Origin of the sequence: Vibrio cincinnatiensis DSM 19608, from assembly GCF_900167345.1 — a bacterium.
Taxonomy (GTDB): domain Bacteria; phylum Pseudomonadota; class Gammaproteobacteria; order Enterobacterales; family Vibrionaceae; genus Vibrio; species Vibrio cincinnatiensis.
In genome coordinates, this window is record NZ_FUXB01000006.1 from 140,321 (window position 1) to 161,971 (window position 21,651).

The 21,651-nt window shown below is 44.5% G+C and carries 19 protein-coding genes; 11 read left to right on the forward strand and 8 right to left on the reverse strand.

Going from position 1 to position 21,651, the window contains the following annotated elements:
• The first annotated feature begins 186 nt into the window (after positions 1 to 186).
• Both B5D54_RS07240 and B5D54_RS07245 read left to right on the forward strand, forming a co-directional pair.
• Entirely contained in the window at positions 187 to 942 is a 756-nt protein-coding gene (locus B5D54_RS07240; RefSeq protein WP_078925864.1) for a phosphatase, read from the forward strand.
• 79 nt (positions 943 to 1,021) lie between these two features.
• A complete protein-coding gene (locus tag B5D54_RS07245; RefSeq protein WP_078925865.1) occupies positions 1,022 to 1,411 on the forward strand; it encodes a cytochrome b562 in 390 nt (129 codons plus the stop codon).
• A gap of 57 nt (positions 1,412 to 1,468) precedes the next feature.
• Here B5D54_RS07245 and B5D54_RS07250 read toward each other — a convergent pair whose 3' ends face one another.
• Positions 1,469 to 2,401 carry a LysR family transcriptional regulator gene (locus tag B5D54_RS07250; RefSeq protein WP_078925866.1) on the reverse strand — a complete coding sequence of 311 codons (933 nt, stop codon included), beginning with the start codon at positions 2,399 to 2,401 and terminating at the stop codon, positions 1,469 to 1,471.
• Between the two features lie 663 nt (positions 2,402 to 3,064).
• Between B5D54_RS07250 and B5D54_RS07255 the strand changes: the two genes are divergently transcribed.
• Both B5D54_RS07255 and tdh read left to right on the forward strand, forming a co-directional pair.
• Entirely contained in the window at positions 3,065 to 4,261 is a 1,197-nt protein-coding gene (locus B5D54_RS07255) for a glycine C-acetyltransferase (RefSeq protein WP_078925867.1), read from the forward strand.
• A complete protein-coding gene (gene tdh / locus B5D54_RS07260) occupies positions 4,258 to 5,286 on the forward strand; it encodes an L-threonine 3-dehydrogenase (RefSeq protein ID WP_078925868.1) in 1,029 nt (342 codons plus the stop codon). The genes B5D54_RS07255 and tdh overlap by 4 nt, the downstream gene beginning before the upstream one ends.
• Positions 5,287 to 5,540: 254 nt before the next feature.
• Here tdh and B5D54_RS07265 read toward each other — a convergent pair whose 3' ends face one another.
• The 3 genes from B5D54_RS07265 to B5D54_RS07275 all read right to left on the reverse strand — a co-directional run bounded on the left by B5D54_RS07265 (position 5,541) and on the right by B5D54_RS07275 (position 8,970).
• Positions 5,541 to 5,774: a hypothetical protein gene (locus B5D54_RS07265; RefSeq protein ID WP_078925869.1), complete on the reverse strand. Its 234-nt coding sequence runs from the start codon at positions 5,772 to 5,774 to the stop codon at positions 5,541 to 5,543.
• Between the two features lie 126 nt (positions 5,775 to 5,900).
• Positions 5,901 to 7,790 (reverse strand): sigma 54-interacting transcriptional regulator, encoded by a 1,890-nt coding sequence (locus tag B5D54_RS07270; protein WP_078925870.1) that lies wholly within the window; start codon positions 7,788 to 7,790, stop codon positions 5,901 to 5,903.
• 94 nt (positions 7,791 to 7,884) lie between these two features.
• A complete protein-coding gene (locus tag B5D54_RS07275) occupies positions 7,885 to 8,970 on the reverse strand; it encodes a glycerol dehydrogenase (protein ID WP_078925871.1) in 1,086 nt (361 codons plus the stop codon).
• Positions 8,971 to 9,316: 346 nt separating this feature from the next.
• Between B5D54_RS07275 and B5D54_RS07280 the strand changes: the two genes are divergently transcribed.
• The 4 genes from B5D54_RS07280 to B5D54_RS07295 all read left to right on the forward strand — a co-directional run bounded on the left by B5D54_RS07280 (position 9,317) and on the right by B5D54_RS07295 (position 13,749).
• Positions 9,317 to 10,309, forward strand: a complete 993-nt coding sequence (locus B5D54_RS07280) for a dihydroxyacetone kinase subunit DhaK (RefSeq protein ID WP_158142141.1) — start codon at positions 9,317 to 9,319, stop codon at positions 10,307 to 10,309.
• A gap of 3 nt (positions 10,310 to 10,312) precedes the next feature.
• Entirely contained in the window at positions 10,313 to 10,954 is a 642-nt protein-coding gene (gene dhaL, locus B5D54_RS07285; RefSeq protein ID WP_078925873.1) for a dihydroxyacetone kinase subunit DhaL, read from the forward strand.
• A 329-nt stretch (positions 10,955 to 11,283) separates the two neighbouring features.
• Positions 11,284 to 12,939: a dihydroxyacetone kinase subunit DhaK gene (locus B5D54_RS07290; RefSeq protein WP_078925874.1), complete on the forward strand. Its 1,656-nt coding sequence runs from the start codon at positions 11,284 to 11,286 to the stop codon at positions 12,937 to 12,939.
• A 201-nt stretch (positions 12,940 to 13,140) separates the two neighbouring features.
• On the forward strand, positions 13,141 to 13,749 hold the full coding sequence (locus tag B5D54_RS07295; RefSeq protein WP_078925875.1) for a 2OG-Fe(II) oxygenase: 609 nt from the start codon (positions 13,141 to 13,143) through the stop codon (positions 13,747 to 13,749).
• Positions 13,750 to 13,917: 168 nt separating this feature from the next.
• On the opposite strand, the gene speG is transcribed toward B5D54_RS07295, so the two are convergent.
• Together speG and malK are read right to left on the reverse strand one after the other, a co-directional pair.
• Entirely contained in the window at positions 13,918 to 14,445 is a 528-nt protein-coding gene (gene speG / locus B5D54_RS07300; protein ID WP_078925876.1) for a spermidine N1-acetyltransferase, read from the reverse strand.
• 164 nt (positions 14,446 to 14,609) lie between these two features.
• Positions 14,610 to 15,731 (reverse strand): maltose/maltodextrin ABC transporter ATP-binding protein MalK, encoded by a 1,122-nt coding sequence (malK, locus tag B5D54_RS07305; protein ID WP_078925877.1) that lies wholly within the window; start codon positions 15,729 to 15,731, stop codon positions 14,610 to 14,612.
• 699 nt (positions 15,732 to 16,430) lie between these two features.
• Here malK and malE point away from each other — a divergent pair.
• The 3 genes from malE (at position 16,431) to malG (ending at position 20,184) form a co-directional block, all read left to right on the forward strand.
• On the forward strand, positions 16,431 to 17,612 hold the full coding sequence (gene malE / locus B5D54_RS07315) for a maltose/maltodextrin ABC transporter substrate-binding protein MalE (protein WP_078925879.1): 1,182 nt from the start codon (positions 16,431 to 16,433) through the stop codon (positions 17,610 to 17,612).
• A 91-nt stretch (positions 17,613 to 17,703) separates the two neighbouring features.
• Positions 17,704 to 19,278, forward strand: a complete 1,575-nt coding sequence (gene malF, locus B5D54_RS07320; protein ID WP_078925880.1) for a maltose ABC transporter permease MalF — start codon at positions 17,704 to 17,706, stop codon at positions 19,276 to 19,278.
• A 15-nt stretch (positions 19,279 to 19,293) separates the two neighbouring features.
• Positions 19,294 to 20,184: a maltose ABC transporter permease MalG gene (gene malG / locus B5D54_RS07325; protein WP_078925881.1), complete on the forward strand. Its 891-nt coding sequence runs from the start codon at positions 19,294 to 19,296 to the stop codon at positions 20,182 to 20,184.
• A gap of 359 nt (positions 20,185 to 20,543) precedes the next feature.
• Here malG and B5D54_RS07330 read toward each other — a convergent pair whose 3' ends face one another.
• Together B5D54_RS07330 and B5D54_RS07335 are read right to left on the reverse strand one after the other, a co-directional pair.
• Complete coding sequence (locus tag B5D54_RS07330; protein WP_078925882.1) at positions 20,544 to 20,795, reverse strand: hypothetical protein; 252 nt, start codon at positions 20,793 to 20,795, stop codon at positions 20,544 to 20,546.
• A 149-nt stretch (positions 20,796 to 20,944) separates the two neighbouring features.
• A complete protein-coding gene (locus B5D54_RS07335; protein WP_078925883.1) occupies positions 20,945 to 21,442 on the reverse strand; it encodes an acyl-CoA thioesterase in 498 nt (165 codons plus the stop codon).
• Positions 21,443 to 21,651: the final 209 nt, after the last annotated feature.

A 21,651-nucleotide genomic window follows, 5' to 3' on the forward strand; every position in this document is an offset into this window, starting at 1 on the left:
AAAAAAATTAGTAAATTGTGTGAGTTAGCAAAGAGTTCTCTCTTTAATCGTTTAGGTTTTTGCTATGAAATTATGGGGAATATTTGTTTAATCAATGGGTTTGGTTCGCTTGAAGACCAGACTCTATTGGTAACCTTTTTATGTGGCTGGTAAACTGATCTCCGCTTAAACATGAGGAGGGGTAGAATGAGACTTGCTGTGGATACTCATACACATACGTATGCGAGTGGTCATGCTTATAGTACGTTAATTGAAAATGCTAAGGCGGCCAGTGATAATGGGCTAACCATGTTTTGTACGACCGATCACGCTGAGTCTATGCCGGGTGCTCCGCATTATTGGTTCTTTGCGAATCAGCGAATTTTACCTCGCTTTTTGCACCATGTTGCTATCATTCGAGGGGTTGAATCCAATATCCTTAATACTCAAGGCGAGGTTGATCTTCACCCTTCGGTTGATCAACATTTAGATTGGATTATTGCCAGTTTTCATGAGCCTGTTTTTCCACCTAGCACGAAAGCGGCTCATACACAAGCGCTTATCAATACGATAAAAAGTGGCCGAGTGGATGCATTAGGGCACTTAGGAAATCCCAATTTTGATTTTGATTTTGAAGCAGTGGTTGGTTGCGCGGCGGAGTATAATGTTGCTATCGAAATTAATAACAGCACTTTAAAAGGGCACAGCCGAGTTGGCAGCGTCGAACGCTGTTATCATATTGCTGAAGTTGCGAAAGCGGCCGGAGCCTGGATAACCACAGGAAGTGATGCTCATTTTTGCCAAGATGTTGGGAATTTAACCTTGGCAAGTGAGTTATTAGATAAGGTTGGCGTTGAACCATCCCGCGTGATTACCCATAGCCCGCAGCAATTTTTGGCATTTCTGACACTACGAGGGCGTCAGCCGATTTCTGAATATCAATCCCTACTACTACAGGGTTGAGGATCCATCACTGTATTTTCTCTCTCATGATTAATGAAACTATTAGGATAATAACAACACCACAAAAGGAAGCCATACAATGAAAAAATGTTTATTGCTGAGTGCCGGATTATTATTTGCTGCCGGACAGGGATTTGCGGCGGATATGGATATGAAGCAGATCATGCAGCAGATGAAACTAGAGTTTAAAGGCGCAGCAGAAGCTCAGAGTGTTGAGGAGATGCAAGAGCCCATCACGCAGTTGAGTCTATTGGTTGTTCAAGCCAAGCAGACACCATACCCGCCAGAAAGAGCGGGCATTTACCAAGAAGGATTTAATAAGCTGGCGGTTGCATTAAATAAAGCCACGAATGAGTTGGCAAGTGGCGAGTTTGATGCCGCCAAACTGACTCTCAAAGAGGTGGATGATCTCCGTATCGAATACCATGAGAAGAAAAAGCCCAGTATTTTTAAACGGTTGTTTGGTTAGTTCATCACTCAGTGAAAACCATAGATGCTCAAGCCCCTCGTGCTTGAGCATTGTTGTTTATGTCGGTAGCGTCTCTAATTTGGGTTTAAGGTGTCGTAAAATAAAGTCAATAAAGACGCGTAATCGAGCGGGCATATATTTGGTTTGAGCATATTGCATCGCAATGGCGCCATGATAATTACTTTTTATCGTCCAATTTTGTAATAACTGAACAACGTTTCCCTCTGCTAATGCGTCTTGTACAACAAAGTCATGAAAAATACCGATACCTAAGCCATTTTTCACCGCATTTAGACGCATTTGAGAATGATTGACGGCATACCGACCCGTTACTGGAATGGTATGAAATTCATCTTCTTTCAGAAAATCCCAAATATGATCTCGTTCTGTCTCCGCGAGATATAGGCAATCATGATGGACTAATTCTGTTGGATGCTGAGGGCGACCTCGTTCTTTTACATAATCTGGGCTTGCGCATAGTACGAGATTTGTTTTACACAACTCTCGTAAGACTAAATTCTCATCGGGCCTATCGGTGAGTTTGAACGCCACATCAATATTGTGACGAAAAAGATCAATTTCTCCGTCGGCAACCCGTAATTTGAGCTGAATATGGGGGTATTGTTTCAGAAAGGGAATGACGAACGGTTGCAATACGGAGTTAAGAAATGCTTCAGGTGCGGCCACGGTTAGTGAGCCGGAAGGCTCGGTGTGATCGGCGTTCGAGAGTTCAAAGGCTTGTTGGGCTGCGTTGACCATGACTAAGCATTGATCGTAAACCCTTTGTCCCGCTTGAGTAATCACGAGCTTTCGAGTGGTTCTTTCAAACAATTTCACAGAAAGTGCTAGCTCAAGGCGAGTAATTAATTTGCTTAAAGCCGATGGTGTGACTCCAAGTTTATGCGCCGCGGCAGTAAAACTGCCTTCATTGACCACTAAAATAAAAGTGGCTAAGTCAGGGAGTAGGCTGATGAGTTTTGTATTAAGCATAATCGTTGTGCTTATTCTTATTAATTGCCAATAGGAGTGAATAAAAATCCATCGGCAGGAAAGTAGGATTGTGTCGTGACCACCTTCTCACCAATAGTGTGTTGGTTTGCTTTATTTTATATTGTCGCCAAATGCTCTTTATAATCAAAATAGAATGTGTGGCGCTCTTCATTGTGCATTTTATCGTGAGTCATGCGGTTACTTTGACAGAAACGTGTTATTTTGGCAGATTAATAACCAATCAGCCTTTGTGTATCATTTTTGATACTCGTTTTTGTGATCTTAAGCAAAGATTATTCACTCGATTCTACTATGGCTAACTGGGCTATTAATAAATTAAAAATATTCTGTGATTAGGGAAACACTTTATCTATTAAAGGCCGTGAAACCAATGGATAGGCATTATTCCTATTCTGATTAATTTATTCTTCTCTCTGTATTTTTTCTTTCTTCCAGATAAATATCTTTATTTATGATTTAAATTCACAAATGGTTTTCCATAACTCGAGATAATTCTCAGACTACACTTCTATTACACTGATGAAAATTCTCAATATTAAAGTCATCATCGATAGATAATAGGTTTGGTTTTACAGTGTAAATGAGAAGGGCTCTGACCCGTTTTCTTAACCAATGAACAAGAATATAAAGAAGGATCATGCAATGTCTTGTGATTTTTATCAGCAGATACGCCAACAGCTTGACGATGTTAAAACAGAAGGTCTCTATAAGTCTGAGCGTATCATTACGTCACAACAGCAAGCGGCAGTTCGTATTTCTACTGGTGAAGAGGTTCTTAATTTTTGTGCAAACAATTATTTAGGGCTTGCCAATCATCCTCAATTGATTGAAGCGGCTAAAAGCGGGATGGATGAGCATGGATTTGGTATGGCCTCGGTGCGTTTTATCTGTGGTACGCAAGATATCCATAAACAGCTTGAAGAGAAGCTCTCTATTTTCCTTGGTAAAGAAGATACCATTCTCTACACCTCGTGTTTTGATGCTAATACAGGGCTATTTGAAACCCTATTAGAGAAAGAAGATGCCATCATTTCTGATGCTCTAAATCATGCTTCGATCATCGATGGTGTTCGTTTATGTAAAGCCATGCGTTTTCGTTACAGCAATAACAACATGCAAGAGTTAGAAGAGCAGTTGATTGCCGCCGACAACGCAGGGGCGCGTCATAAATTGATTGTCACGGATGGCGTTTTTTCAATGGACGGCGTGGTGGCTAATCTACCGGCGATTTGTGATTTAGCGGATCAGTACAATGCTCTGGTGATGGTGGATGATTCTCATGCGGTCGGCTTTATGGGCGCCAATGGGCGTGGTACTCATGAATATCATAATGTTATCGACAGAATCGATATTATTACCGGAACGTTAGGCAAAGCCATGGGCGGCGCTTCTGGTGGCTATACCTCAGGTAAAAAAGAAGTGATTGACTGGCTTCGTCAACGTTCACGTCCTTATCTCTTTTCGAACTCCGTTGCCCCCGCGATTGTTGCGGCTTCTTTACGCGTATTGGATCTGTTAGCCGAAAGTGGAGAGCTGCGCGATAAATTATGGCTCAATGCTGCGCATTTCCGTACACGCATGGAGGCGGCGGGTTTCATCATGGGCGGAGCTGATCACGCGATCATTCCGATTATGCTTGGTGATGCAAAAGTCGCAGCTGAGTTTGCTGAACGCGCATTGGTGAAGGGCATTTATGTGGTTGGCTTTTCTTTCCCGGTCGTACCGAAAGGTCAGGCGCGGATCCGTACGCAAATGTCAGCAGCCCACAGTCGGGAGCAACTGGACAGAGCCATTGACGTCTTTATTGAAGTCGGCCAAGAGATGGGACTAATTAAATGAAAATTAAAGCATTATCAAAGCTAAAACCAGAACAAGGGATCTGGATGACCGAAGTCGATATGCCAGAGCTTGGTCATAATGACTTACTGATTAAGATTAAAAAAACCGCCATTTGCGGCACCGATGTGCATATTTACAATTGGGATGAATGGTCACAGAAAACCATCCCTGTGCCTATGGTCGTTGGCCATGAGTATGTGGGTGAAGTGGTTGGGATTGGTCAAGAAGTTCGCGGTTTTTCTATTGGTGATCGCGTTTCTGGTGAAGGTCATATTACCTGTGGTCATTGTCGTAACTGTCGTGGTGGGCGAACACATCTATGCCGCAATACGATTGGTGTTGGTGTTAATCGTACTGGGGCATTTTCAGAATATTTAGTCATTCCCGCTTTTAATGCTTTTAAAATTCCCGCGGATATTTCTGATGATTTAGCAGCGATTTTTGATCCGTTTGGTAATGCGGTACATACGGCATTATCATTTGACTTAGTTGGGGAGGATGTTTTGATCACCGGTGCTGGCCCGATAGGAATAATGGCTGCCGCCGTGGCAAAACATGTCGGTGCTCGTCATGTTGTCATCTCTGATGTGAATGAATACCGCTTAGACTTAGCTCGTAAAATGGGAGTGACCCGTGCGGTGAATGTGGCGGAGCAGAGTTTAGAGTCGGTGATGGATGAATTAGACATGGCAGAAGGTTTTGATGTAGGCCTAGAAATGTCGGGAGTCCCCAGTGCGTTTAGCTCGATGCTGAAAACCATGAACCATGGTGGACGTATTGCACTATTAGGTATTCCACCTTCTGATATGGCGATAGACTGGAACCAAGTGATCTTTAAAGGGTTGGTGATAAAAGGCATTTATGGTCGTGAAATGTTCGAAACTTGGTACAAGATGGCAAGCCTCATTCAATCGGGCTTAGATTTAACCCCAATCATCACCCACCACTTCAAGGTCGATGATTTTCAAAAAGGCTTTGATGCTATGCGTAGCGGGGCTTCCGGCAAAGTTATCCTTGATTGGTAAGCGTGTAACCCACAAGAAATAGTAAGGAGCTCAATGAGCTCCTTTTAAGTTATGGTATTGAAAAATAATCTTATTGGCATATACCCAGCCTACCCACCGCTATGCAATTTGCGTTGCAAAATGAAATGGTTGCATATCGCCTGATGAATAAGCGGTTCTGTTTTTTATGATGCTGTTGTGTCTGTTTTTAACGGCTGTTGCTCGATTCAGGGTATATGAGCCACATTTGTTTAGTCTAAAGGGTGACGAATACGCTAACAAGCGATCTGGTTACTCACTTCAAACTGAGTTTTATCCCATTCGGTTAAGTTATCGGTGACTTTACCAATCAGTGGCAGTAAACGTCCTGCATCTCTTTCTTTAAAAGGATGATTAGTGATCACGGCAAACCCTGCAATGCAGTATTTCCCCCCTTTGGCCTGAATAAACTGGGCAAGAGAGTGGACGGCTTCTTCGCTGTAGGATTCAATTTTATAGAGATGGCCCATGATACTTTCCTCTCATTGGTTATTCAGCATGGTGACGAGTGAGCACTGAGTTATTTTTATTAAGCATATATGGTGCCAGTTTATATTAATTGAATAGAATAGATGTAAGGTATGTCTGGCAGTCGACTAAGAAGATTCAACAATTGCGGTTTCATCAATATCGTATTTACGAATCTTGCGCCATAAGGTTGTGCGGCCAACGCCCAATGCTTTGGCGGTTTGTTGTAAATGTCCCTGATGATGTTTTAACGCTTGAATAATGGCATTTTTTTCCATTAACTCAAGGCGTTGAATGGGCTGCGCTTGGTCAGTGCGTTGGCGGATCCTATCAGGCAGGTCGCAAAGACGGATAACACGATGAGCCGAGCTGAGTAACACTTTATCCATCACACTCAGTAACTCGCTGCGATTACCGGGCCAGCTATAGTCCAAGAGAGTTTGCAAAGCCTCTGCGGTAAGCGTGCAGTTGGCTCGGTGAACAATATGTGAGATCAGGGTACGGGTATAATCAATGGTCTCTCGCTGTGGAGGAATACACACCTCAATGCCTTGCATCGCGTAATACAATTGACGGCTAAATACCCCTGATTCGACTAATTTATCCAAATCAGCACTACTGGTGCTGATCACGCGCACATTGACTGGAATCACTTGCTGACTATGTAAGCGGGTGAGAAATCCGGTTTTTAAAATCGCCAATAAGCTGGCTTGTAAGTAAGGTGGCAGATACTCGATGTGTTCTAAAATCAGCGTGCCATTGTAAGCCAATTCAAATTTTGATGGTTGGCTCTGCTGATCATCCCCGAGTAGCGCTTGCGCTAATTGTTCGGGTTGTAAAGCGGCACAATCAATAATCATCAGTGGTGCGAGGCGTTGCTGGCTTTTATGATGAATGGCTAATGCGAGCGAGAGTTTACCGACGCCATCTTCTCCTTGTAATAGTACTGGCACCGAGACTTTGGCCGCTTTTTCAATTCGCTGCTGGCAAGGGTGGCCTTCCAATAACCACAAGTTTTCGCCCGGTTGCCAATAGTCGCCGCCAATAAGATGCCGTTCATGATGTTGAGACAGTGGTTCACAGGGATGAAATAGCGCCATCACTTCACCACTACTGAGTGGTTTAAGCGAGAGAATCACTTTCAGCAATTGTTGCTGACAATCCACCATGACTTCGACTTTTTCCAGTTTAGTTCTATCAGCTAAAGCTTGTTCAACCACGGGGGGAAAATGGAATAACGCTTCAATGTGCAGGCCAATATGACTCTCATCTAAGCCTAACCATTGCCGAGCACAGTGATTGATGTACTGCACATAGCCAGACGCTTGCCATGTGACGACGCCTTGTTCTATTCCTTCTAATAATACATCACGCTGGGTGAGTAGCGTATTGGCTTGGGTAAGGCGTTGCTCTGAATTGAGTAGAGTTTCAATTTCCCGGGCGGCACTTTCCATTAATGCATCAATCATCATGGTGTGTTGTTGAGTTTCACCTATCAGAGTCAAGCTTGCTAGTAACTCGCCCATGGGATCGAAAATCGGTACTGCCGAGAAAAACCAAGGATGCAGTGCTTTACTCAGGTGCTCAGCTCCACTTGATAACTGTGCTTGATGTGTGAGTAAGCAGCGCTCGATGGCGTGATTACCGATCCGTTTATCTGTCCAATCCGCTCCGATGCCTAAGCCGAGGTTCGATAACGCTTGGCTAATTTTTACCGTACCTTGCAGGTGTAAGGTGACTCCTTGTGCATTGGTTATGCAAAATAACCAATCGGGATCGCGCAATTTTTCGGTGATAGCGTCTAAGACTCGTTCGCTAAAACAGAGCAGGTTTTGCTGGGATTGCAGAGCCTCGTTAAGCGTTGAGCCTCTTAAGATTCTTGGCGGTTGCCAAGCTTTAGCTTGGCAACATTGGCTTGCTTGCTGCCATTGTTGATAGAGCTCAGCATGCTGGCCTTTAACCGGTAACCAGCCAGTATCGACAAAAATTTTCCATTGTTTATAGGTATCGGCAACCATAAATACATCTGCGGCTAGGGAGGCTGGGGATATGGTAACAAGAAGCTCGCCAAAAAACGAATCCCCCAATAAGATTGGGGGACAAGCAGTACCGTTAGGCGGTCGTTAAGGCATGGGTGGTGAGGATCGCCGCATAGACTTGGTCGGCACTCACGGGAAATGGCATGTTATGAATGGTCTCGCCTTCGGCGCAGGCCATTTCTGAAACCGCCATGATTTGTGGTAAATCGATAGTGGTGACGCCCATTTCGTGTAAATTGGTTGGTAGCCCCACCTGACGGCAGAAAGCCAGCACTTGGGCAAATTCTTCTTTAGGGGCATTCTCTAATACCAATTGTACTAAGGTACTGAACGCGACTTTTTCACCATGATAAAGGTGGTGACACTCTTCTAATACCGTTAAACCGTTATGAATCGCATGGGCTGCCGCCAGTCCGCAGCTTTCAAAGCCAATACCGCTTAAATACGTATTGGCTTCGATGATATTTTCCATCGCTTGAGTAACAAGACCTTGTTTGCCCGCCATCATCGCGCTATATCCATCTTCTAATAGCGTTTGATAACAGGTTTGAGCAATCGCAAAAGCCGCTTTGGTGGCGAGGCCCCCTGCCATGGTGGCTTTACCAGAAGCAATGGTCGCCCGCGCTTCAAAGTATGTGGCAAGGGCATCGCCCATCCCAGCAACCAATAAACGCACTGGAGCTTTGGCAACGATTTCGCTATCGACCAATACCATATTAGGGTTAGCAGGGAAGAATAGATACTCGCTGAACTCGCCCTGCTCGGTGTAGATCACCGCCAGAGAGCTGGTGGGGGCATCGGTGGAGGCGATGGTAGGGATGATCACCACTGGTAAACCTAAGTAATAAGCGACGCTTTTTGCCGTATCGAGCGCCTTACCACCACCAATGCCTATGATCACTTGAGCCTGATCTTCTTTAGCGACTTGCACTAAGCGTTCAATTTCATTACGGCTACATTGACCGTGAAAAGGCGATAGAGTGAGATGCATGTCGAGGCCAGCGAACTGAGTCGCTAGGCTATCTTCAACCAGTGGGAGAACCATAGGGTCAGTGATGGCGAAAGCCCGTTGACCAAAACCTGTGACATGGCGAGCCACTTGATGGATAGCGCCTTTACCTTGAATGTATTTACTGGGCGAGATTAAGATTTTTTCCACGTTATTGATCCTTATTATTTGATTTACATGAACCATTTTTATAGCGAGCTTGACGGTGAGAAGAGATGCCTCGCTCTGTTGGCTCTAGTAGTAAGTGGTTAAGCTCGGTTTGACAATCAGTTTTGCCAATCTGATGACCAATCAAATCCTTGTTTCACATTTCGTTAGTTTTTTATGCTGCTCACCAACCAAGAAAAGAGATAGATCACAAATCTCAGCCAATTGGTTCATTATGAAACAGCTTAAGAGCTTTGGTGGTTTCATAATGAAACCTTTGTCGGATAAATTGCTTAATTTAGCGCTAATGATAGAGTTTTTTGACTAAACATTGCTTGGAGTGTTGTCTGTGTATAATGTGTTTGACCCCTGCTTTTTGAACGATTCTCCTTCCCCGGTCGCGGTGATTAGCGGCGGTGGACAGGGCCACGAACCTTTGCACAGTGAATTTGTTGGTCGAGGGATGCTGGCCGCTGCGTGTATCGGTGAGCATTTCACCGCGCCATCAGCGCTGCAAATTACTGAGCACGTTAATAAGCACTTACCATCCTCGACTCCTATCTTGTTTTTAGTGAAAAATCACACTGGTGACGTGCTGAATTTTCAACTGGCTACCGAGTGGCTAACCGAGCAAGGCTATCAGGTGGATTTTTGTTTGGTTGATGATGATTGTGCTCCTTTACCCGCGCACTGCATAATGGGAGGCAAAGGGTTAGCGGGGATTGTCTTACTACAAAAACTGCTGGGTGCTTACAGCTTACAATTGGCTCATTCGGGTTTATCGGGTCAACAGCAACTCAGTGTTTTGACTGAGCAAGCGCGGCAATGGACGGCGCAATGCCATACCATCAGCGTGGGTTTTGTAGGCGATCAAGCTCCCGAGCCAGATCAACTGCTTGAGCAGATCAAAGTCGGGGTGGGGTTGCACAATGAACAAGGGATTATGCAGTTAACGTCGGGGACGTTTGCCGAGGTGTTGCAGCATCTGCATCAGCAGTTATTGATTGCGCCACAGCGATCTCGATTGCAAATCCAGTGGTCGAGTGCAACCCATGATTGGCAGCAGCAATTTATCACTGCGCCAGTGGTGACAGATCCGCGTTATTTATTATTACTCAATGGCTTAAGTGGGCAAGATCAGCAGCAGTTAGACCACCTCTGTCAATCAGTCAGCCAGCAATTAGCCCAGAGTGAGATGACCATCGTCGACGCTATTGTGCAAGCGGTATGCCGTGGGGCGCATCCGAATGCTTTTTCTGTGACCTTATTCACCCTTGATGATCGGGCTTTATCGTGCTGGCAAGCTCCGGTCGACACCGCCTATTGGCAATGGGGGAAATAAACCATGCTTAGCCAAGCGATGGTGTATCACTGGTTGCAGTTACTCAGCCAGAATTTACTCCAACACAGTGAATACCTTAATCAGTTGGATGCCGAAATTGGCGATGCCGATCATGGCGTGAATATTCAGCGCGGTTGTACTTTATTGGTCAGCAAATTGCCGAGCCTAGCGGATATGAGTATTGCCCATTTACTGCAAAATTTAGGCTTTGTGTTTCTTTCTGGCGTTGGCGGGGCCAGCGGACCTTTGTACTACACCTTATTTCAGAGAGCGGCGCACAGCGTGGAAGGCAAAACCGCGCTCAGTGTCGATGATCTTTATCGAGCGTTATTGAATGGCCAGCAAGGAGTGAAAACTCGCGGTTATGTGCAGTATCAAGATAAAACCTTATACGACATTTGGTATGTGGCGACAGAAACGCTACAGCGCTGCGTGGCTAGTCAATACACTATGGCGCAAAGCCTCACGGCATTGAATGAGGCCTGTCAGCAAGCGGCTCGTGATTCGATTGCCCTGCCCGCTAAGCGCGGTAGAGCGGCCTACTTAGGCGAGCAAAGCTGCGGTTATTTGGATCCCGGTATTGAGTCAAGCCGAGTGATGATTGCCAGTTTACAGCAAGCGTTTGAGCATCTCTGCGCTTCTTAGAAACTTCTCTCTTAAGTCCGTTTTTTCCATTTCTTATCTGAATCAAGCAGCGCTCGTATGGGCTGCTTGGTATTTTCTGCTGCTCTCTATCAGTAATGTTCAGTCGTTTTGGGGCTTCATCAACTTTTGAGGCTAGGGAGTCAACGGCTTTCACGTCATATCGCCTAAGTTCACACTCTAAGGAGAGTGAGCGCTGATGGTGTTTCATTATGAACCCATCTTGAAATTAATGATGTTTCATTTTGCAACGTCAGAATTTTTTTGCTGTTCGTAGTCGTCATACGCACAATCAAAGCTGTTGATTTACTTTCAATCCAAGGAATAACGAGATGACTCAATTTTTTATTAATAATAAAGAGCAATTAGTAAACGAAGCGATTGAAGGGGCGGTATTAACCAGCCCTTGGCAAAACTTAGAACAATTGGACATCGACCCGCATATTCGGATCGTGGTTCGCCGTGATTGGGATAAAAGCAAAGTAGCGATTATTTCTGGCGGTGGTTCGGGCCATGAACCCGCTCACGTTGGCTTTGTCGGTAAAAATATGCTGACCGCCGCGGTGTGTGGTGATGTGTTTGCTTCGCCCAGTGTTGATGCGGTGTTCAATGCCATTGTTCAAGTGACCGGTGAAGCAGGCTGTTTATTGATTGTAAAAAACTACACCGGCGATCGATTAAACTTTGGTTTAGCAGCAGAAAAAGCCAAACGTCTCGGTTATCAAGTTGAGATGGTGATGGTCAGTGACGACATTGCCTTGCCAGACAATAAGCAGCCACGTGGTGTGGCTGGCACCTTATTTGTACATAAAGTCGCTGGCTATGTGGCGGAGCAAGGTCAATCGCTTGCTATGGTGGCACAAGCGGCGCAAGTGGCGATTCAACGCACCGCCAGTATTGGCGTGGCACTCTCCAGTTGTCATTTACCGGGTGAAACGCACAGTGAGCGAGTCGCCCCCGGTCATGCTGAGTTAGGCTTAGGTATTCACGGCGAGCCTGGCGTTTCGGTTTTAGCGACGCAAAATAGCCGTGAGATTTTAGCCATCATGATTGAAAAGCTGCTGAGCGCTTATCCGTTAACGGGTGATGATAAAGTGGCAGTGCTACTCAATAACTTGGGTGGCGTATCCAATCTTGAAATGAGCTTGTTAACGCGCGATCTGTGTCATTCTTCTCTTGCGCCCTCAATCCAATATTTAGTGGGTCCAGCGCCCTTGATGACGGCGTTGGATATGAAAGGTTTTTCCATCTCGTTACTGCATTTAGATGCGCAACTGGAAACGGCATTACTGGCTCCAACCGAGGTCAGCAGCTGGCCAACGCCTTTAGCGGTTAATGAGGTTGCACGCCGCGTAGTCGAAAAGCAAGCCGATCAACTGCAATATCAAGCCTCCGAACATGCTGAGCATCAAATGATCGTTAACTGTATTTGCCAGACCTTGATTGCTAATGAAAGTGAGCTTAATCGTCTCGATAGCCTAGTTGGTGATGGCGATACCGGCTCTACCTTTGCTGCTGGTGCACGACAAGTCTATCGTGAGAGCCAAGCTAATCAATTGCCATTCGCGCAAGTCGATAAGTTATTAGGCGTGGTGGGAGAGCGTCTTGCAACCGTGATGGGCGGCTCAAGTGGGGTGTTATTGTCGATTTTCTTTACCGCTGCGGGTCAGCAGATGAGTGAAGGTCAATCGCTGGCGAGGGCATTAGTGGCGGGATTAAATAAAATGAAACAGTACGGCGGCGCTGAGTTGGGTGATAGAACCATGATTGATGCGCTGCAGCCAGCACTAGAAGCGTTAGTGGCTGGGCAAAACTTAACCGAAGCGGCAAGCGCTGCTGAGCAAGGCAGTGCTTCCACCGCGTTAATGAATAAAGCCAATGCTGGACGCTCGTCTTATTTAGCCAGTGACAGTTTAAGCGGTGTTAAAGACCCCGGTGCCGTTGCGGTCGAAAGCGTCTTTGCCGAGCTGGCCAAACGGAATCGTTAATCCTTTAGATTATTAATGCTCTTAATGTAAACCACTGGTTTCCGGTGGTTTTTTTATTTACTAACCATTGAAAAGTCTTCTTATCTTCGTTGTGTCAGCATGATTGATAACGATGATTGTTCTTATGGATTAACATCGTGATTTGTGCAGAGAACAGAGTCTGGTTATAACCCATGATTCGTTAACCAAGTAGTGAACATCATGGGATTAGAGAAGTTGCTGGACGCGATAGCAGAACAAGGCTGGTATGTGTGGGATGATTTTTTGACTCCCGATCAAGTCAGCCGTTTACGATTTTGCGCCCCTAAAAGTTGGCAGCGAGCCCGTGTTGGTCGTCAAGATGAAGCCCAGCACATTAGCCAGATCCGCAGTGATAAGATTCAATGGCTGAAAGAGTCTATGGGCCAGCCAATACAAGATTATTTGGATCAGATGGAGCAGATTCGCCAGCAGGTCAATCAACACTTCTTTTTAGGGTTATTTGAATACGAGGCGCATTTCGCAAAATACGAGGTGGGGGATTTCTATAAAAAACATCTGGATGCGTTTCGAGGCAATGAAAACCGTAAGTTAACCACGGTGTTTTACATGAACCCCCATTGGTGCGCTGCCGATGGCGGAGAATTGAAGCTTTATGATTTGAACGATCAATGGATTGAAACCATTGCTCCCACCTCAGGCCGTTTAGTGGTGTTCTTATCGGAGAGATTTCCTCATGAAGTCTTACCGACTCAAGCGGAGCGGATCAGTATTGCGGGTTGGTTTCGAACCAATGGGGTGACAGAAAACAGGTTGGATATTGCTCGCTAGAGATAATCACGAAGCGAGTCATTGGTGATTCGTCTCGTGCTTATATCTTTATTACTTGAAGCATCCATGGTGTGACCGGCATGTCTTTGCTTCAATCACCTTTATTATTTATATTGATGGAGAAATTCTTATTTGCCACTTACTGACCACATCAAGCTATTTAAGTGTCTATTCTTGATTGGATTTTTTTAAATAATCACTTTGTAGAATGTACATACGTTTGACATCTCGGTAACCGCCATTAATGAAAAACTCTTGTACTAAATGGCCTTCTTCAATAAATCCGCACATTTCATAAAGATGGATGGCTTTATCATTTTCAATGGCGACATGCAGATAAATTTTGTGTAGGTTAAGAATCGTGAAAGAGTAGTCGAGAGCTCGGTGAATGAGTGTACGAGCATAGCCTTTACCTTGGTGTTCTGGCGTGATAATAATCTGAAATTCAGCACTCCGGTGGATGTAGTTAATTTCAATTAATTCGACTAATCCGATCAGCTCTTTCTGTGCATTTTCAACGACAAAACGGCGTTCAGCATTATCATGAATATGTTTATTATACAGTTCTTCCAGTTCATCGAATGATTCATAGGGTTCTTCAAACCAGTACGACATAATATTGCGATTATTGTTAAGGTTATGGATAAAGCGTAAATCGCCGCGCTCTAAAGCCCTAAGCGCTAATTGGTGTTTCATAAAGCCTCATATTTCCCTTTTTAGGAGAGATTACTTTACTGCGGATAGGCGGGTTTGGCGAGAGGGGCTTAAGATTTTATTGAGTATTTTTATCGTCAGCTAAAATAAAATATCCCCCTAATACTATCTGCATGAGGGGGATGAGGGTTGTCGTTCATGGCTGCTTAGCGAGAAATTACGACGCCTTTTTCTTGATGAAGACGTTGGCAAGCTCGACCATCACTGTGGAATAGGTGGCAGCGATGAGCGGGTAGACCAATGGTTAAGGTATCACCCACTTCAATATCTAGCGTGTCGGGTTGGCGATAGATAATGTCTGAATCTGAACCTTTTACATTCATATAAACTTGGGTTTCATTGCCGAGTTTTTCGACAATCATCACCTTACCTTCTATCTGCGCATCACCTTCTTCGGCTTTCAGTAAATGTTCTGGTCGAACACCCAATGACATCCGTGAACCTTTTTCTACGGTAGTACCGTCGACAGGGATCCAGAACGTAAAGCCATTAGACAGTTTGACTTTGACTTGTTCTTTTTCGGTCTCTTCAATGGTGACACTCATGAAGTTCATTTTTGGAGAACCGATAAACCCGGCCACAAAACGGTTTTGTGGGTAGTGATACAGTTCAAGGGGTTTACCAATTTGTGAGACAAATCCGGCATCGAGAACCACGATTTTATCAGCCATAGTCATGGCTTCGACTTGGTCGTGTGTAACGTAGATCATTGTACAGCCAAGCTTACGTTGTAGTTTGGTGATCTCTGAACGCATTTGTACACGAAGGGCTGCATCAAGGTTAGATAATGGTTCATCAAGCAGGAAAACATTCGGTTGTGATACTAGGGTACGACCAATGGCAACACGTTGACGTTGACCACCAGATAATGCTTTGGGTTGACGATCCAGCAGGTGGCTAAGTTGTAAAATATCCGCAGCATGTTCAACACGCTTACTGATCTCTTCTTTTTTTGCTTTGGCTAACTTTAAGCCAAAAGACATATTGTCATGTAAGTTTAGGTGTGGGTAAAGCGCGTAAGATTGGAACACCATACCTACGCCACGTTTAGACGGTTCAACATCGTTCATCCGCTTATCGCCGATATACAGATCACCGGAGGTGATGTCTTCAAGGCCAGCAATACAACGTAGCAACGTTGACTTACCACAGCCTGATGGACCGACGAACACGACAAATTCGCCTTCTTTAATTTCCAAATCGACATTTTTAGAAATTAATACATCGCCATACGCTTTACATACATTTTTTAACGTGACATTCGCCATCTAGCTTGCCCTCGATCAAGATTTTTTAATGATTACTGCCCATCATTATATGAATTATGTAGTAGACAATAACAGTAGGAATTTGTGTTAAGGTGAATCCCATTTCATAGTGATTCAATGGCTACGCCCAGTTACCTTTAACGTGTGAGTAAGAAAAGAAAGGGTGATGTCCACAAACAAAAGGTTTGTAGAAAGCATCACCCACCAAAGCCAAGAATCAATTTGCTTCCCCCGGCATGAATGAGCGTCTCCCCCGTACAATAATTACCACGAACGCTCAATTTATGACAGCAAACCAATTTAGCAATGCAAGCCAGTACTATTTGAATACTGGAAAGGGTTCTTACCATCCACTCTTGGATGTACTTAGTTTCGCTAAAGGCGAGAGGAACCACATCCTCCTAATCCTTTTTTTTACAGGGGGAGTAGTGAAGGAGGAGGAGGAGAGGCTTAAAAAACACCAAGTTAGATCCAGTTCAAATTATTGACTGAGATGAAGTTGAACTGGATCACAGTCAGTATTTTTTTTGTGATCTACATCGCCAACTGTAGAGGATGTAGATCACGAAAATAAGTCATAATACCAAGGGCGTAGGGGGGAGGAGGATGAGTTATCCCCTTTTTTTACCGATGATGAGTGGGAAATATGGCATAACCTCGATTCGGTGAGCCCTACAACACAAATAAAAGGATATGAATATGAAAAATGCCCTAAGCACCGTCGCGCTAAGTACTCTAGTTGCGCTTGGCTCATTTGGTGCAAATGCTGCTATTCAAGAAGGACAACTGACTATCTGGATCAATGGTGACAAAGGTTACAATGGTCTTGCTGAAGTGGGTAAAAAATTTGAAGCGGATACTGGCATTAAGGTGACGGTTGCTCATCCTGATGGTCTGCAAGACCGTTTCCCACAAACGGCAGCAACGGGTGATGGTCCAGACATCGTGTTTTGGGCTCATGACCGTTTTGGTGGTTACGCAGAAGCGGGTTTGTTGGCTGAAATTAAACCTTCACAACGCATTCAAGAAGGGATTGTCGATTTTGCATGGGATGCTGTTCGTTATGATGGCAAACTGATTGGTTACCCGATTGCCGTTGAATCACTATCGCTGATTTATAACAAAGATTTGGTTCCGAATCCGCCAAAAAGCTGGGAAGAAGTGGCTGAGCTTAATGCAAAACTGAAGAAGCAAGGTAAATCCGCCATCATGTGGAACCTAAAAGAACCTTACTTTACTTGGCCGCTCATGGCCGCTGATGGTGGTTACGCCTTTAAATATACCGGTGGCGGTTACGACATTAAAGATGCCGGTATTGCTAAACAAGGTGTAAAAGATGCCATGAACTTTGTGAAAGGTTTAGTGGATAAAGGCGTGATTTCCGCTGATATGGACTATTCTGTTTCTGAAGCAGAATTCAACAAAGGCAACACGGCGATGACCATTAATGGTCCTTGGTCTTGGAACAACATTGAACGCTCTGGTATCAATTATGGCGTTACCACATTGCCCCGTTTTAATGGTAAAGCATCGAAACCGTTTGTTGGCGTATTAACGGCGGGTATTAGTACGGCTTCACCAAACCGTGACTTAGCGGTTGAGTTCCTAGAGAACTACTTACTGACCAATGATGGACTACGCATGGTGGATAACGATAAACCACTGGGTGCTGTTGCGTTGAACTCTTTCCAGCGTGAACTCGATTCTGATGCTCGTATTGCGGCGACCATGGACAACGCAATGAACGGTGAAATCATGCCCAATATCCCACAAATGAATGCCTTCTGGGGGGCGGCGAAGAGTGCGATCATTAATGTAGTGGATGGTCGTCAAACCGTGGATGCTGCTTTAGCAGACGCTGAAAGACAAATGACTCGCTAATTATTACGAGTCACTTATATTGTGTTACTTTTTGAGGAGAGGGTAACCTCTCCTTACTTTCCCAGTTTTCAATTCGCTAGCAGGTTGTAATATGCAGTCAATTCAAGATACAAAGGCGATGCCAGTTTCAGCCAAGACACGACCAGTCAGCAAGGGTGCCTTTATAAAGTGGGCCATTTTAGGCGCAGTAGGTATCGTGAATGGCTACGCAACAATTCTAATGTATTCTCGCGGCGAGCTTGCGTTTGCATTGCTTACGATGATTCTTACGGTATTAGCCTTATATATTTTTGGCAGTAAGAAAACGTATGCTCACCGTTATATTTATCCAGGGGTAGCCGGGATGATCCTGTTCATCCTATTTCCTCTTGCTTATACCGTTAACTTAGCGTTTACCAACTACAGTGCAAAAAATCAGCTTTCTTTTGAAAGAGCCCAGACAGTACTGGTTAACCAAACTTATCAAAGTGGCGAAAGTTACCCTTTTACCTTACATCGTGTTGAGGATGGGTATCGTATTGCAGTAAAAGATGGTGAGACGTTATACACAACGGAAAGTTTCTCTTTATCTCATGCTATTCCATCTGATCTTTATCTCACTATGGTCGATCAGATGGCTGGTGAACCTGAGCCCATTAAAACCATTGTTGGGTATCGTAGTGTGTTATCTGGTATTGATCTCCACTTCCCATCTGGTGCGGATATTCGTATGAGTGGTTTACGCCAGTTCGCCGCCGTCGTCCCGCTGTACACTTTACAAGAAGATGGGTTAACACTATTTAATAATAGAACGGGTGAAACACTTAAACCCAATATGGATGTGGGCTTTTACCAAGTGATTGATGAGCAAGGTCAGTTTGTGGGTGGCAATGTTTCTCCTGGTTTTATCGTCTCTATTGGCTCACACAATTTTGAACGTGTGTGGAAAGATGATGGTATTAAAGAACCGTTCATTAGTATTTTCATCTGGACCGTGGTGTTTTCTGTATTATCGGTCGTTTTTACCTTGATTATTGGTTTAATCTTGGCAAGTGTCGTTCAGTGGGAAGCCTTAAAAGGTCGCGCTATTTATCGTGTACTACTGATTCTACCTTATGCTGTTCCCGCCTTTATTTCGATATTGATCTTTAAGGGCTTGTTTAACCAAAGCTTTGGTGAAATCAACATGGTGCTGCAAGGTCTCTTTGGCTTAAGCCCAGCTTGGTTCTCTGATCCATTTTTGGCGAAATGCATGGTGCTCATTGTTAATACTTGGCTAGGCTTCCCTTATATGATGATTTTATGTATGGGGCTACTTAAAGCGATTCCAGATGATCTGTATGAAGCTTCTGCCATTGATGGTGCCAACTTTGTACATAACTTTACGCGCATTACCCTGCCGTTAATGATTAAGCCACTGACTCCATTATTGATTGCTAGTTTTGCTTTTAACTTCAACAACTTTGTCATGATTCAGCTATTAACGGGTGGTGGTCCAAATATGATTGGTACCTCAGAGCCTGCTGGTTATACCGACTTGTTAGTTAGCTATACATACCGTATTGCGTTTGAAGGTGCAGGTGGTCAAGACTTTGGTCTAGCCAGTGCGATTGCAACCTTAATCTTCTTACTGGTGGGTGCATTAGCGTTACTCAACCTACGTTTTACCAAAGTATCTCAGAACTAAATAGGAGCGACGAATATGGCTATGGTTCAAGGAAAATCGCTCAAATATCGTGTTTGGGCTTCACATCTCGCGTTATGGGCTTTTTTAGCATTGATCATTTTTCCATTGCTAATGGTCATTGCTATCTCTTTCCGTGAAGGTAACTTTGCGACAGGCAGCCTGATTCCTGAGAGACCATCGTTGGAACACTGGAAACTGGCGTTGGGAATCGCGGTCACGAATGCGGATGGGACGGTGACTCCGCCTCCATTCCCAGTACTGACTTGGTTATGGAACTCAGTGAAAGTGGCTTCGATTTCATCCATTTTTATTGTGTGCTTATCCACGACATCCGCGTATGCGTTTGCCCGTATGCGTTTTAAAGGTAAAGACACTATCTTAAAAGCGATGATGATTTTCCAAATGTTCCCAGCAGTGCTAGCACTTGTCGCCATCTATGCACTGTTTGATAAACTTGGACAATATATTCCATTCTTAGGGCTAAATACCCACGGTGGGTTGATCTTCGCTTATCTTGGTGGGATTGCTCTGCACGTATGGACAATCAAAGGTTATTTCGAAACGATTGATAATTCGTTAGAAGAAGCCGCAGCACTGGATGGGGCAACCCCTTGGCAAGCCTTTAGATTAGTTCTGTTGCCACTGTCTGTGCCGATTTTAGCGGTGGTCTTCATCTTGTCATTTATCATGGTGGTAGGTGAAGTTCCGGTGGCGTCATTACTACTTTCTGATGTAGAATCGTACACACTTGCCGTTGGTATGCAGCAGTATCTTTACCCGCAAAACTATCTGTGGGGAGACTTTGCAGCAGCAGCAGTGTTGTCGGCATTACCCATTACCATCGTATTTTTACTTGCGCAACGTTGGCTTGTCGGAGGACTTACCGCCGGCGGTGTGAAAGGATAATAATGATAAGGGCGGCCATTAGGTCGCCCATTTTGTCCTCTCTTAACACCTTTGGTTTGGCCGCCGATCAGTTAAGAGCGTACAAGCTTCTGGCGTTACGCATAGCTGGCTGTTAGCTCTATTCCTTACTAGCTACATGACTAACAGTTTTTGTAACCGAAACCTGAGTTTTACTCAGGTTTTTTTATCTCTATAGAAAATGATACTTTTGTCGTTTTGTTTACCCTGAGTGAAAATGAGGGATAGGATAGAAAAGCAGAGAGTAGCATAGCGGTTACTCACAAAGAGGGAAGCAAAAGCGGAGTAGAATGCGAGTCAGATCGAATGGATCCAAAAGATGGGTCGCTAAATCGAAGAGGTTAGAATTCACGGCTGGATGGGGCACATCCTACGTATTGCAGCAGTACATAGACACTTTCTTGTTGGAGTGCCACCCGGCGAAAGAGATCAGCAAACGTGTCATCCCCCCCAAAACACGTTTTGATGTAGTGATTGATATCATGAGGCTGATAGCCTTCTACATAAAGAGAACGTACCCACTGGTATTCCACGGCTTTAGCATTGGTGAGTGTGGATTCTCCTAACGTGATTTGCTTGAGTGTCAAGGGCATACCTATTTTTCTCTGTATTATTGTTGAGGTATTACAGCAAAGAAAAATGAATCTACTATGACAAGCTTCTATGAACACAAAAAATGACGATAAATGAAAGAGGGGGTTACCGTCATTGAGTTTTTAATAGGATAGTGCTTATCGATTAGTCATGAAGCCGGAGTCTTGAGATATTTCACATGTGCTTCCATCTCCTCGCCAATTTGCGTGCGCATGTTCATTAGCCGTATGGCGGAATCACGTAATTCTATATCTTCTGGTGAGGTTGGAATCCATTCGGGCACGGCTGTGGGCTTACCTTGCTCATCGACGGCGACCATGATCACAATACAGTGAGTCGTTAAACGATTTTTCAGTGCGGTGGGGTCACTGGCCTGTACATCAATGGCAACATGCATTGACGTTTTTCCGGTACAGATCACTTTTGCATTGACTTCAACTAAATTCCCCACATGAATTGGAGCCACAAAGCGAATGCCGCCCGCATAGGCTGTAATGCAGTACTTGCCACTCCACCCTGCAGCACAGGCGTAGGCTGCTAAGTCAATCCATTTCATCACGGCACCGCCATGAACTTTACCACCAAAATTAACATCACCAGGCTCGGCTAAAAAGCGCAGTGTGACGTCTCGTTTTCCAAAACTCATTGATACTTCCTTTATCATGGGGAGAATGTAGATATACCGCACTATGCGGTATATGCAAGTGATAAAGCAAAAGAGGGATAGCGTCAATGAAAAACCCCTCTGGGGAGAGGGGTTTAGATGCTTGGTACAAATTAATTATTGGAAGTGTGTACCTAATACTATTGCCAACTGATTGTTAGTAATTCAGCTTGAATCCATCATAATTCATC